The organism is Synechococcus sp. W65.1 (assembly GCF_047461615.1).
Taxonomy (GTDB): Bacteria; Cyanobacteriota; Cyanobacteriia; order Thermostichales; family Thermostichaceae; genus Thermostichus.
The window spans coordinates 1-11,859 of record NZ_JANSHI010000004.1; the positions used below are offsets into that span (position 1 = coordinate 1).

The following is an 11,859-nucleotide window of genomic DNA, read 5'->3' on the forward strand; positions in this document are numbered from 1 at the left end:
CCGTTAAGTTCTGTCAACTCTCCTGAAAGAAGCCATGTCGCTTGCCCGCTGGATTCTAGGGATCCACACCACCACGCCCGTCTTGGGCCTAGCCCTACTGCCGCTGGAAGGAAAGGAGAGGGAAGGCCGTAGCCAAAGTTGGTGGCTAGATCGCCAGATGGCAGCGCGGCTGCACCCGTGCCTAAAGGAGTTCTTGGCTGGCCAAGACTGGTCCCAGGTGGCGGGGATCGCTGTCGCCGTCGGGCCAGGGAGTTTTACCGGTAGCCGTTTGGGGGTGAGCGTGGCGCGGCTGGTGGGGCAGCAGCTGGGCATTCCCGTGTTTGGCTACTCGTCCTTGGCTGTTATTGCCCGCCAGGTGTGGCAGGAGCAGGGATCCCCACTCCAGCCCCTGAGGGTGGCGGTGCACATGGATGCCAAGCGGGGGGAGCGGTATGGCGGCGTGTACCGGGTAGGCCCAGACCAGGTAGTGGCTGAAGTGGCCGATCAACTCTGGGAGGCGGTGGCTTGGCAGGCCCTTCTCCGCCAGTGGCCGCAGGCGCTAGCGGTCGATGCCGCCGATTGGGTAGAGCCGGTGCCTGTGCTGGCGCTGGCAGAGCTTGCCCGTGCTGACTTTCTTGCAGGCCTGCGCCCTCCCTGGCAGGAGGTGTTGCCTAAGTACGGACGGCAGCCGCCCATTGATCTCAGCGGGGTGAATCGGAGTACCCCCCAGGCGCGGTAAGATTGGGAAGGCTAGGCAACAGACCCCGTGCTGACATGATCTCAAGCAACGACTTGCGCCCCGGCGTCTCTGTAGAGATTGATGGCGCTCCCTACAAAGTCATCGAGTTTCTCCACGTCAAGCCAGGCAAAGGGGCAGCCTTTGTGCGCACTAAGCTCAAAAACATGCAGACCGGCAACGTTGTCGAGAAAACCTTCCGCGCCGGCGAAATGCTGCCTGCTGCCACCATCGAAAAGGTGAACATGCAGTATCTCTATGCGGAAGGAGATAACCTCGTGTTCATGGACATGGAGACCTACGAGCAGGCTGTGCTCAGTACCGCCCAGGTGGGCTCTGCCGTGAAGTACCTGAAGGAAAATATGGAAGTGTCTGTTTTGCGCTGGAAGGGGCAGGTGATCGATGTGGAGCTGCCCACCAGTGTCGTCCTGGAAGTGGTGGAGACGGACCCGGGCGTAAGGGGAGACACAGCTACAGGGGGGACTAAGCCTGCCAAGCTAGAAACCGGCGCCGAGATCCAGGTGCCTTTGTTTATCAAAGTGGGAGAGCGGGTTCGAGTCGATACTCGCACGGACACCTACCTAGGCCGCGAGTGATGGCTCTTCCCCGTCGCTAGGTTGCTGTTGTGGACAGGTGACTTCCCTTGGATGTCATTAATTGGCAGGAAATTCGCCTTCTGCTGGCCGCTCTGCAAGAGAGCGATGTTAGCGAGTTAACTCTGGAGTGCAAGGATTTCCGCCTTACTCTGCGCAAAGGAATCCCTGCTGCTCAGCTTTCCACCACTGCTCCCTCCCTTACTGCTTCGCCCCCTTCTGCTCCTGCCGAGACTCCCCCTCCTGCGCTTGCCCCCAAATCTCCACCGAGCCACTGGGTGGAGGTAGTGTCACCCATGGTGGGAACCTTCTACAGCGCTCCTGCTCCTGGAGAAGCGGACTTTGTCCAAGTAGGTCAACGGGTAAACAAAGGCCAAACCCTGTGCATTATCGAGGCCATGAAGGTGATGAACGAGATAGAAGCAGAAACAGCAGGTGTGGTAAGGGAGATTTTGGTGAGCAACGGCCAGCCGGTGGAATTTGGCCAAGTTTTAATGCGGCTGGATCCCACCGGCTAACAGCGAAACTGGGGCAGAGATGAGGCTTTTCCCCCCGGAGGGATCCCTTGGTAGCTTTGCCCGGGATTAGGGTACTCTGCCATGCTTCAGCCCACGGCCCCCGAGACAGTTGAGGGGGTAAAGGTTCTGCCCCCCCAGCACATTGTCGGCCAGGAGCTGGCGGCGCAGCTACTCGCAGCGGCCCTAGAGAAAGGGCGGGTGACCTCAAGCTACTGCTTCCTAGGGCCAGAAGGGGTGGGGCGGCGCCTGATGGCCCGCTGGTTTGCTCAAGCTCTCCTGTGCGAGTCCAACACCAGGATCCCCTGCGGCCAGTGCCTTGGCTGCCATTGGCTGCTGGCGGGCACCCACCCCGATCTCCACTGGGTCAGCCCCACCTATCTCCATCAGGGTCGCCTAATCCCAGCAGATGCCCCCGAGGCGCAAGCTCTGCAGCGGCGCTCCCCGCCGCAAATTCGCCTGGAACAGGTGCAGGAAGTGTCGCGCTTCTGTGCCCGTAGGCCAATGCGCGCCCGCCGTTCGCTGGTGGTGCTGGAGGGAGCGGAAACCCTAGCCGAAAGTGCGGCCAATGCCCTGCTGAAAACCCTGGAGGAGCCTGGGCCGGCCCACATCGTTCTCATCGCACCCCAGGCGGCCTCCCTGCTGCCGACGCTGTTGTCCCGCTGCCAGACGGTGCCTTTTCGCCGCCTCAGCTCGGCCGAGATGGAGCAAGTGTTGGCTGCTTTGGGCTGCCCGGAGCTGCCCGGGATCCCTCGCTCAGAGCTCATTGCCCTGGCCCAAGGCAGCCCTGGACGGGCGCTGGCCGCCCATCAGCATCTGCAGAGCCTTCCGCCGTCGCTGCTACAGGATCTAAGGCGCTGGCCCCCCTCGCTGCGAGAGGCGCTGGAGCTGGCTAGGGCAGTAGCTGCTCTCGATTTGCCGGCGCAGCTGTGGCTGATTGACTACTTGCAGCAGCATTTCTGGGCGCAGGGATCCCGCCAGGCCATTTGGCAGTTGGAGCAAATTCGCCGCCAGCTTTTGCACTTTGTGCAGCCGCGCCTTGCTTGGGAGGTCAACCTGGCTAGCCTAAGCCGCAGGGCTGTCGCGAAGGGGGACTAGAAGAAAGCCCTGTGGCAAAGTGAAAAGGAGCGTTCAAGACCTGCCTATGCCTGCCTGGCTTTTGGCTTTCCTTGCGGCCCTTGGAGGCTACTTGCTGGGATCCATCCCCACCGGCTACTGGGTGGGCCGCTGGTGGGGCGGGATCGACCTCCGCCAAGCGGGCTCCGGCTCGACGGGGGCAACCAACGTGTTGCGGACGCTGGGCAAAGGGCCGGCGCTGCTGGTGCTGCTGGTGGATGCCGCCAAGGGGGCTGCAGCGGTGGCGCTGGGATTAGCTCTGGGGTCGCCGTGGTGGGTGGCCGTGGCTGCCCTGGGGGCAGTGGTTGGCCACAGCCGCTCCTGCTGGCTGGGCTTCAAGGGCGGCAAGTCGGTGGCCACTAGCCTAGGGATCCTGTTGGCCATGGCTTGGCCAGTGGCCCTGGCTACCTTTGGCGTCTGGCTGGTGGGGATTGCCCTCACCCGCATCGTCTCCTTCAGCTCCCTGCTGGCAGCGGTGGCGGCTCCGCTGCTGATGTGGGCAACGGCTCAGCCCCTGCCCTATAGGGTGTTTGCCCTGGCGGGCGGGATCTATGTAATCGGCGCCCACCGGCGCAACATCGAGCGCCTGCTGGCCGGCTCAGAGCCGCGCCTTGGCCAAAAATGGGCCCAGTCCCCCTAATGACCTCCTAGAGCCAGATGGAACAGACGACGGTGGTTTTTGTCTACGGCTCCCTGCGGCGGGGCGGCCAGTACCACAGCCTGCTGCAAGGGGCGGAGTTTTTGGGAACAGACAGCCTCAACCACATCGACCTCTACGATCTCGGCCCTTACCCCATGGCGATCCCTGGCCGAAATCGGCTCTACGGCGAGTGCTATCGCATTCCCCTGAGCCTGTTGCCCCGCTTGGACGAGCTGGAAGACCACCCGCGGCTGTACCAGCGGCAGTGGGTGCAACTGGAAAGTGGCACCTCGGCCTGGGTTTACCTGGGCCGGCCCGAGCAGGTGCAGGGGTGCCCCCTCATCCCCAGTGGCTGCTGGCTGCCCCGAGGCTCCTAGAGATCGAAGTGGAGTTTGACACCCCCAACATACTGGGGCAGGAACTCGGCTGGGGGCAAATCCGGATCTCTTGCAGAGGGAGCCGCGGCCTCTACAGGGCTGGCCAGGCGCTCTAGGTAGTAGATGCAATCCCCGCGCCGCCACATGTCGGGCTTGGGCAGGTAAAATAGCCGGCCTACCGGGGATGACCGGGCTCCCTTTTGCCACCAGCTCCCTGCCCGCTGCGGGCGCACCAGTAGCAAAGGCAGGCAGAGATCGGCTTTGATCCGGTAGGCAAACTGATCCCGCAGCCGCTCCAGGGCGGGATCCTCCAACCCTATTTGGGCCGAAAGGGGGTTGAGCAGAGCTAAGCGCGCTGCCGAGCTCGACTCCTGGGCCGAGGCCACGGCAGAGGGGGAGGGCTTCAGGCCCAAATCCGCTAAAGTGGGCAGGGTAATCGAGCGCAGCTCCGCGCGCTTGGCCTCTAGGTAGCCGGCCCAGCGTTGCAGTTGGGCAAAAGAGATCGGCAGGGTGCGGATCCCTTCTAAGATGGGCATCTCGGGCAGCAACACCGTCCAGATGGCAGCGGAAACCGAGAGTTTCACCATCAGCTCGGCAATGGCCCAGTTCATCTGGGGATCCCGCGTCAGAATCAGCAGCGTCTCCGCATGGTCGATATCGGCCTTCAACAGGGCCGACTCGCTCAGCACCACTTCCTGCAGCGATCCCGGCAGCAGCCGGCCAACTTCATCCCCCAGGGCAGAGCCACCCTTGTGGCCGTTGGGCTCGGTTTGGCCAGCGGGCTGGCGCCAACAGGCTGCCGAAGGCAAGGGCAGCACCTCCACGACTTGGTTGAGGGAGCGCAGCAATTCGGCCAAGGGTTCAACCAGCGGGTGATCCCCAAGGATCACGGTGGAACTGCCTTGGTCTAGGCCCAGCCAACGAGCCACCCAGGCGGCAGTTAGCCCCTGCACTGTCACCGTGGCCGAGATGGTTAAAAACACTAGCGCCTTGAGGGCATCTCCCCCAGTGATGCCCCGCTCCGTCAACAAAATGGCAAACAAAGAGGCGACCGAAGCCGCCACAATGCCGCGGGGAGCCAGCCAGGCCACAAACAACTTCTGCCGCCAGTTGAGATCGCTGCCCCAGGTACACAGCCACACGCTTAAGGGGCGGACAACCAGCATCAGGCAGAGCACCGTGGCCAAGGCTCCCCACCCCAAAGCCAATACCGCCTTTAGGGACAGCGTGGAGGTGAGCAAGATAAACAGCACCGAGATGGCCATTACCACCAACTGGCCGTGAAACTGGCGCACGCTCCGCTCGGCAATGGCTGCCTTCTGCCGCACCACTAGGCCTGCCATCACTACCGCCATCAGCCCTGCCTCTGAGCGCAGCGACTGGGCCAGGGCAAATACCCCTAGCGCCCCCGCCAGCACCACCGAGTTGCGCAGCTCCTCCGTCAAAAATTGCCGCGACCAGAGCAGAAAGGATCCCATCAGCCAGCCCCCCAGCGCCCCCACCGCTGACCCAATGGCCAAGCGGCTAGATAGCTGCTCCAAGGCCATCAAGAAACTGGGGTGGCCGGAAAGCACTACCTGCAGCACCACCACTGCCAAGATGGCTCCCACCGGATCAATGAGCACCCCTTCCCCTTCCAAGAGGGTGCTGACGGCGGGATCGACGCGTACCCGCTTGAGGATGGGGTTAACTACAGTTGGCCCCGTCACCACCACCAGGGATCCAAACAGAAAGGCTAGGGGCCAGGGGAACTCTCCCAAATAGTGGGCCGCCAGTGCCCCCCCTCCCAAGGTCAAAAGCGATCCCAGCAATACCAGATTGCGCAGGCTGCCGGAGACCTGGTTGAGGCGTTGTAGCCGCAGGTTCAGCCCTCCCTCGAACAGGATCAGGGCCACTGCTAGCGACACCAGCGCCTCCAGACCGGATCCCATGATCTGGGGGCGAACCCAGCCCAAGCCATCTGGCCCCAGCAGCACCCCAAACAGCAGCAGGAAGACAATGCTGGGCACCTTGACAAAGTTAGCCAGGACTTGAGCTGCGATCCCGGCCACCAAGGCCAGCGTAAACAGGATCGTCAGCTCAAAAGAGCTTTCCATGCCGAGGCTCAACCTCCCTCCGTGAGGACTCTGTCCCAGCAGCTCTCTCCTATTCAGTAGGGTTGCCCCTCAAAGCTGCCATGAGCAGACTGGAAACACCTGCAGAGAACTCCACCCTGGGACAGACAGGAGAAAGCATCCTTTTGCCGAGGGCAGATGCTCCCTGAGCCCAGGGTAGCTCAGGCCGAAGTGAACCCCCCTGACTAATCCGGCTGCCCCTTTGCAGAAGGGTCGAGTTCGGCTGCTGCCAGCGGCTTAACTCGGCGAATGGGTAAGTTAGCAATGAGGGCCGTTGTGCTCCCCTCCACGGTCAAGTGGAATTGCATCCCCTCCGAGTCCAGCTCCACATAGCGGGAGACCACCCCCAAAATTTCCAGCCGCATCGATTCCAGGGCTGCCGGACTGAGATTGGCGCGGTCGTGGGCCAAGATGAGTTTTAGGCGCTGCTTGGCCTGCTCGCGGCTGCCGCCGGGGGAGCGGGGAAAAAGCTGATCCAAAAACTCGAGGAGCATGGGCTTTATTCTAGTCTCGTTGAGAGAGAGCTAAGAGCTGTTGGGCTTCAGAACACCTTTTGGCTTAAAAATCGCTTTGCCTTTTCCCAGAAAGACTCACCCAAGCCGGCCAACTTGGGGAACTCCACCACCTCCCCTTCCAGCCGTCGGGCAATGCGCTGAATGGCCTGGGCAGCCGGAGAGGGACGGGCAGCCAAAACCATGGGTTCTCCCTTGTTGGTGGAGACAATCACCTCTCGGTCTTCCGGAATCATACCCACCAAAGGGATGGCCAGCACCTCCACCACATCTTCCACGGCCATCATCTGGCCAGCGGTTACCATATCGGGGCGCAGGCGGTTAACAATTAGCTGAATTGAAGAGATCTCTGCCGCTTCCAACAGGCCCACCACCCGGTCTGCATCCCGCACGGCAGCTACTTCGGGCGTAGTCACCAGCAGGGCCTCTGTTGCCCCGGCAATGGCATTGCGAAACCCCTGCTCAATCCCGGCTGGGCAGTCGATCAACACATAGTCGTAGCTACCGGCAAGCTTCTCCATCAACTGCCGCATTTGCTCCGGGTTGACTGCTGTTTTGTTGCGGGTTTGGGCTGCTGGCAACAAGGAGAGATTGGGGGTGCGTTTGTCTTTCACCAACGCTTGTTCAAGGCGACATTCCCCTGCAATGACTTCTAGAGCCGTGTACACTACCCGATTCTCTAGGCCCAGCAGCAGATCCAGGTTGCGCAGGCCAAAGTCGGCATCCACCACCGCTACCGAGCGACCCAAGCGCGCTAAGGCAGTGCCTAAGTTGGCTGTCAGGGTGGTTTTGCCTACTCCTCCCTTCCCAGAGGTTATGACGATAACTCGGCCCATGCTCTTCTCCGCAGAAACTCCTGAAGGCTGGCGATGCAGATGGCACCATCTTGCAAGTAAACCACCTCAGGGGTATTGCAAGGGGAGCCACTTTCTGGGGGGCGGGCCACCTGGTCGGCGATGCGCAATTGGGTGGGCTCCAACTGCAAGGCCAGGATCACTGCACTTCTATCCCCCTCGGCGCCGGCATGCGCCAACCCTCGCAGCCGTCCCCAAACCCAAATGTCGCCGCCCGCAACGATCTCGCCGCCGGGGTTGAGATCTCCCAACAGGAAGACAGAGCCACGGTGGCGTACGGACATGCCCGAGCGCACGGTTGAACGCAGGTACAGAGGGGCAGTGTCGGGAGGAGGAGAGGGAACCACCTCCAAAAGGGAGGATTGCTCCACCGAATAGCCCAAGGTTGCCGCGGCAATGGCGGTCGTGCGGGATCGGGTTTGGACGCGCCATAGCTGCAGCCGATGCTGCGCCAACAGGACAGCCAGGGCCTGCAGGGTGGGCAGCTCCAGCTCTCGCTCCTGGCACCACAGGGTTAGAGGAGCCACCCCCGTCCAGTAGGACTTGCGGCTGCGCAACTGCCAAACGAGCTCCTCCCAGACTTCTTCCCAAGCTAGGGTGGTGGGCAGGTGCAGGTGGATCCCTTGGGCATCGGAGCGAAAGTAGACACTCTCTTTGGCTGCCCCTACCCCGATAGAGGAGGCAGGGGCTTTGGGAAAGGGTGGCGAGTTTCCCACCAGCAACCCCATTCTGCCTGCCCTCCTTTGCCAAGGAATTAGTCGAAGTAGAAGAGCGTAACCACCTTGTGTTGCTCCTCAGCGTGCCTGCAGGCCTCCAAAAGCGTGACGCTGTCGTGGAAGGCAAAACAGATCAATTGCTGGCACTTGCTGATGATTTCCAGATTGCAGAGGCGACTGGCCTCCGCTAGAGGCAGGTGGTCGTTTTCAGGGTGCTCCACCAGATGCAGCACCTGCTCCAAACTGGCCCGCGACTCTGCCGGCTGCCGCTCTAGGCTTTGGGGCAGGATCACCGTCAAGGATTTAATATCTGCCCGCATCGCTCCACGAATTACAGCCAGGTTGGTACCAATGGCCCCGGACGTGAGGATGCGGTTGCCAGTAAGGGCCAAGGCGTAGCTGAGGGTCTCGATGAGGTACTGGTGGGTAATGGGCACATGGCGAGTGCCCAAGATGGCTATCCGCTTTGGCCCCACTTGCTGAATGGCGGCCAGCTCTTGCAAGAACGTATCGACGCTGGTGGGGAGGTCAATGGATTGGGTCAAGGGGATCCCTCGCTAAACAGGATGGGCCAGATTATGCTAGCAGCCTACACCGTTGCTCTGGGATCTAGCTAGAGGGTTGGGCCATCCCTGCTCAAGTTGCTAGACCTACCAGCGCAGCAGCGCCGCTGCTCCCTGAAACTCGTGGAGCAAGCGCTCTTCAGCTTCGCCGCGAACGAACTCCAGTTTAGCGCCAAAATCGCGGCCTAGCACCCACACCAGATCCCGCAGGGGTGCCGGCTGTGGCTCTGGGCAAAGGAGCTGGGCCATCTCCTGGGTTCCTCCCACAAAGCCGTCTGGGCAGCGCCAGATGGTGGCCTCTAGCCTCCAGGGCAGGACAAGGATTTCCACCCGGCCCAGCTGGAGGGCGTCCAGCACCGCATCCAAGCCCCAAGCGCCGGGCTGCTCTCGAATCCGCTCCAACAAAGCCAGCTCTCCTCGGCGCTCAGCGGCCTCCAGGACGGGTACCACTCGGTCGAGGATGTCTTGCGGCGTCGGTGTGTGAAGGTTGGCGGGGTGCCCCACCCGCGTGACGATGCGGTTGCGTAGGCCGCGGTTGAGATAGCCCTCAAAGTGGGACACCTGCCAGGCTTCGCCCATGAGCACCAGCCGCTCAATGCCCAGGCGATCCACTGCCTTATCCAGGGCGGAAGCCAGGCGCAGGTAGAGCTTGTGCATCCAGAGGCTGACCTTGGCCGCCTCCCGCTCCTTGGGGGAAAGCTTGTCGAAGGTGCCACCGCTGCGGGCGCGACGTTCGGCAACGGCATTTTCAATGCGGCCGGCCAGCTCCTGCAGTTCCTGCCATTCCTCGGCGCTGATGTTGGCAAAGATTTCCGTGTCCTCTCGCAGTTCTCCCAAAAAGAGCTCGTAGAAGCGCCACCTGCTGCCAGACAGGTGCAACACCCCACCCCGCTCGTATTCATCAAAGGCAAAGAAAAGGGGCGTGAGGTAAGGTTCCCCCCAGCGGGCCTCCACCCGCCCATGGGCCAGATCCACCACCGGCAGCTCCACCTGCAGGTCGATTCGGCGCAGTACTGGCTTGCCGGCGGGATTGCGGCTGGCGAAAAGAACCAGGGTGCGGGCCGAAGGGCGCTCCTGCTCTACTAGAGCAAGGACTTGCTCGCAGAGGGAGTTATCAGGCTTGCTCTCCTCCCTCTCCAGCAGCTCCTTGAGGGTATTCTTGATGCGCCCCACCCAGGCGCGACCCGCATTTTCGGGACGAGCAGGGTTGGTGTCGGCATATATCGAGAGCACGGGCTTGCTGCTGTCGTCAAAGGCAGCTTGCAGATCCTGGATCAGGGTGTTGAGTTCGTCCATGGTCTTGAAAAGGGGCGTCGCTGGGGCTCAAGCGTAGCAGAAAGATTAAGGGAAAGCGAGGGATCCGGCCCTAGCTGAAGCCCAGTTGGGCTCGGCTTTGAGGAGAAGCTTCTAGCATAGCCCGCGCCTAGAGCCGAGCGGCTGCGCTGCCCTCCAGATCCACTGGCTCCGATTGGTCTGCCGGCGGCGGAGCCTCCTGTAGCTCAAGGGCCAAGAGAGTTTTCCCATGGAGGCTGCAGCTTCAGGGCGTGGGGCCCTAGCTGCACCGGACGGCTGGAGGGCGGGTTGCTCTACCTCTTGCAGCCAGTTTCTTCTTGGGACAAGCAGTTGGCCTGGTGCGCCCGGGATCCCATTAGTACCCTTTTGCAGCCAAGTTAGGGGTTTGCAAGGCGGCTTCTACCCGCTGCACCTGGGTTTTGAAGCTGCCATCTGGCTCCAGCCATAGCTGTCGCAGGGCTGGGGGGATCACCTCCAGAGCAAACTGGGAGCTCTTGGGGAGAAATTGCACGCAGGTGGAGGGACAGGCAAAGTAATCAACCCCCCGGCGGCGACGGTGCAGCTCCTGATGAACATGGCCAAAAATCACCAGGCGAACGTGGTCGAACTCGTCCAAAACCCCAAACAGCCGCTCCGGCTGCTGCAGCGCACTTTGATCCAGCCAATCGGAGTCTACCGAAAAGGGGGGGTGGTGCAGGGCTAGGAGAACATGGTGGTGGTTGGCCCGGCTGCGCTGTAGCTCTTGTCGGAGCCAAAGTAAGGTGCGGTCGGTTAGGTAGCCGCTGTCCCTGCCTGGCACCAGCGAGTTCAATAAAATAAAGCTCCAGTTCTCGCGACTGAAGCTTTTCTCTGCGTGCAGCCGCCCGCCGTGGAGCTCTAGGTTCATAACATGTAGGCGATCGTGGTTCCCCGCCAGCCAATAGGTGTCGATGGGAAGGGTCTGCAAATAGCTTCTAAGACGGGCATAGGCAGCCGCACTGCCATCTTGGGCAAGATCCCCAGTTAAGAGCAGCACATCCGGCAAGGGATCCAAACTCACAATGGCCTTTTGCACTGCCAGAAAAGAGGCCTCGGTGTCTACCCCCAACAACCGCTGATGGCTCTTGGCAAATAGATGCAGGTCACTGATTTGAACCACGTAAACCGTCATGGCAGCGGGATTTTTCAGCACCGAAAGGCCTTTGCCGTCTCCAAAGGCAGAGAGCCCTCTCAAGAGACACTTAGAGAGCGACCTACCTCCCGGAAAGCAGTCTGCACCTGTGGCCAGCGGGATTCCTGGGTTGAGGCAGTTAGAGTATAGAGGCGATGGTGACGAACGGTTACCGTCACTACCTCGTGGCGAAGCTGGGATCCCAGATTGGTTTGGTACTCAAACAGGTAGTAGGGCTGCCCCTGCCGCTCGAAGGCCTCGGCTGCCAAGAGCTGGGTTGAGCGACCCGATCCCTCAGGGGCAATGATCTTCTTTGCCACCAATTGCCCCACCTCCTCTGGGCCTCCCAGATCCGCAATCGTCTCCCCTTTGTCGAAGGGGGCAATCATTAGGCTGATGTTTTCGGTCTCATAGACTAGGTCGCGCAGGATCACGGCTAGCCCCTTCCCAGGGCTTAGCTTCACGCTCACCATGCCATTGGGGTAAGCAAAGGCAAAAGCTCCATTGGGATCCCGGTAGACTCGCAGGTTGGGGCTTGCTGAGCAGGCACCAATGATCAAGCTGAGGCAGACCCCCAGCAGCAACAACACCCTAGAAAGCCGCCGACCCAGTAGGCTCAACTGCCCCTCTCCTGCCATGCCGAGATCCTCCGCTTAGGGTTAGCCACCTCCATATCCTACCTAAGATTAGACCGCAGCAGC

14 protein-coding genes are annotated in these 11,859 nt (G+C 61.3%); 6 read left to right on the forward strand and 8 right to left on the reverse strand.

The window, feature by feature from the left end:
- The first annotated feature begins 34 nt into the window (after positions 1 to 34).
- From tsaB to NW806_RS03135, 6 genes are all read left to right on the forward strand, one after another.
- Positions 35 to 718, forward strand: a complete 684-nt coding sequence (gene tsaB, locus NW806_RS03110) for a tRNA (adenosine(37)-N6)-threonylcarbamoyltransferase complex dimerization subunit type 1 TsaB (protein ID WP_414409976.1) — start codon at positions 35 to 37, stop codon at positions 716 to 718.
- A 35-nt stretch (positions 719 to 753) separates the two neighbouring features.
- Positions 754 to 1,311: an elongation factor P gene (efp, locus tag NW806_RS03115; RefSeq protein WP_414396277.1), complete on the forward strand. Its 558-nt coding sequence runs from the start codon at positions 754 to 756 to the stop codon at positions 1,309 to 1,311.
- 47 nt (positions 1,312 to 1,358) lie between these two features.
- Positions 1,359 to 1,826 carry an acetyl-CoA carboxylase biotin carboxyl carrier protein gene (accB, locus tag NW806_RS03120; RefSeq protein ID WP_414404963.1) on the forward strand — a complete coding sequence of 156 codons (468 nt, stop codon included), beginning with the start codon at positions 1,359 to 1,361 and terminating at the stop codon, positions 1,824 to 1,826.
- A gap of 81 nt (positions 1,827 to 1,907) precedes the next feature.
- The gene (gene holB / locus NW806_RS03125) at positions 1,908 to 2,921 is read left to right on the forward strand and encodes a DNA polymerase III subunit delta' (RefSeq protein ID WP_414409977.1); all 1,014 of its coding nucleotides are present in this window, start codon (positions 1,908 to 1,910) and stop codon (positions 2,919 to 2,921) included.
- 46 nt (positions 2,922 to 2,967) lie between these two features.
- Positions 2,968 to 3,579, forward strand: coding sequence for a glycerol-3-phosphate 1-O-acyltransferase PlsY (gene plsY / locus NW806_RS03130; RefSeq protein ID WP_414409978.1), 612 nt, complete (start codon positions 2,968 to 2,970; stop codon positions 3,577 to 3,579).
- Positions 3,580 to 3,596: 17 nt separating this feature from the next.
- Entirely contained in the window at positions 3,597 to 3,956 is a 360-nt protein-coding gene (locus tag NW806_RS03135) for a gamma-glutamylcyclotransferase (RefSeq protein WP_414396265.1), read from the forward strand.
- Here NW806_RS03135 and NW806_RS03140 read toward each other — a convergent pair.
- From NW806_RS03140 to psbP, 8 genes are all read right to left on the reverse strand, one after another.
- On the reverse strand, positions 3,953 to 6,052 hold the full coding sequence (locus NW806_RS03140) for a cation:proton antiporter (RefSeq protein ID WP_414409979.1): 2,100 nt from the start codon (positions 6,050 to 6,052) through the stop codon (positions 3,953 to 3,955). The genes NW806_RS03135 and NW806_RS03140 overlap by 4 nt on opposite strands.
- Before the next feature lie 203 nt (positions 6,053 to 6,255).
- Positions 6,256 to 6,564, reverse strand: a complete 309-nt coding sequence (minE, locus tag NW806_RS03145; RefSeq protein ID WP_414409980.1) for a cell division topological specificity factor MinE — start codon at positions 6,562 to 6,564, stop codon at positions 6,256 to 6,258.
- A gap of 47 nt (positions 6,565 to 6,611) precedes the next feature.
- The gene (gene minD / locus NW806_RS03150) at positions 6,612 to 7,418 is read right to left on the reverse strand and encodes a septum site-determining protein MinD (protein ID WP_414409981.1); all 807 of its coding nucleotides are present in this window, start codon (positions 7,416 to 7,418) and stop codon (positions 6,612 to 6,614) included.
- Positions 7,397 to 8,164, reverse strand: coding sequence for a septum site-determining protein MinC (gene minC, locus NW806_RS03155; RefSeq protein ID WP_414409982.1), 768 nt, complete (start codon positions 8,162 to 8,164; stop codon positions 7,397 to 7,399). The genes minD and minC overlap by 22 nt, the downstream gene beginning before the upstream one ends.
- A 26-nt stretch (positions 8,165 to 8,190) precedes the next feature.
- Positions 8,191 to 8,697 carry a DNA recombination-mediator protein A gene (locus tag NW806_RS03160; protein ID WP_414396255.1) on the reverse strand — a complete coding sequence of 169 codons (507 nt, stop codon included), beginning with the start codon at positions 8,695 to 8,697 and terminating at the stop codon, positions 8,191 to 8,193.
- A 105-nt stretch (positions 8,698 to 8,802) separates the two neighbouring features.
- On the reverse strand, positions 8,803 to 10,011 hold the full coding sequence (locus tag NW806_RS03165; RefSeq protein WP_414409983.1) for a VLRF1 family aeRF1-type release factor: 1,209 nt from the start codon (positions 10,009 to 10,011) through the stop codon (positions 8,803 to 8,805).
- Positions 10,012 to 10,363: 352 nt separating this feature from the next.
- A complete protein-coding gene (cpdA, locus tag NW806_RS03170) occupies positions 10,364 to 11,221 on the reverse strand; it encodes a 3',5'-cyclic-AMP phosphodiesterase (protein WP_414409984.1) in 858 nt (285 codons plus the stop codon).
- Positions 11,218 to 11,796, reverse strand: a complete 579-nt coding sequence (gene psbP, locus NW806_RS03175) for a photosystem II reaction center PsbP (protein WP_414409985.1) — start codon at positions 11,794 to 11,796, stop codon at positions 11,218 to 11,220. Before psbP ends, cpdA begins: the two co-directional genes overlap by 4 nt.
- Between the last annotated feature and the right edge of the window lie 63 nt (positions 11,797 to 11,859).

Excerpts from the sequence above, each read along its gene's own strand:
- tsaB (WP_414409976.1), top strand. The coding sequence starts at position 35 with ATGTCGCTTGCCCGCTGGATTCTAGGGATCCACACCACCACGCCCGTC.
- efp (WP_414396277.1), top strand. The coding sequence starts at position 754 with ATGATCTCAAGCAACGACTTGCGCCCCGGCGTCTCTGTAGAGATTGAT.
- holB (WP_414409977.1), top strand. The coding sequence starts at position 1,908 with ATGCTTCAGCCCACGGCCCCCGAGACAGTTGAGGGGGTAAAGGTTCTG.
- plsY (WP_414409978.1), top strand. The coding sequence starts at position 2,968 with ATGCCTGCCTGGCTTTTGGCTTTCCTTGCGGCCCTTGGAGGCTACTTG.
- NW806_RS03135 (WP_414396265.1), top strand. The coding sequence starts at position 3,597 with ATGGAACAGACGACGGTGGTTTTTGTCTACGGCTCCCTGCGGCGGGGC.
- NW806_RS03140 (WP_414409979.1), bottom strand. The coding sequence starts at position 6,052 with ATGGAAAGCTCTTTTGAGCTGACGATCCTGTTTACGCTGGCCTTGGTG.
- minE (WP_414409980.1), bottom strand. The coding sequence starts at position 6,564 with ATGCTCCTCGAGTTTTTGGATCAGCTTTTTCCCCGCTCCCCCGGCGGC.
- minD (WP_414409981.1), bottom strand. The coding sequence starts at position 7,418 with ATGGGCCGAGTTATCGTCATAACCTCTGGGAAGGGAGGAGTAGGCAAA.
- minC (WP_414409982.1), bottom strand. The coding sequence starts at position 8,164 with ATGGGGTTGCTGGTGGGAAACTCGCCACCCTTTCCCAAAGCCCCTGCC.
- NW806_RS03165 (WP_414409983.1), bottom strand. The coding sequence starts at position 10,011 with ATGGACGAACTCAACACCCTGATCCAGGATCTGCAAGCTGCCTTTGAC.
- psbP (WP_414409985.1), bottom strand. The coding sequence starts at position 11,796 with ATGGCAGGAGAGGGGCAGTTGAGCCTACTGGGTCGGCGGCTTTCTAGG.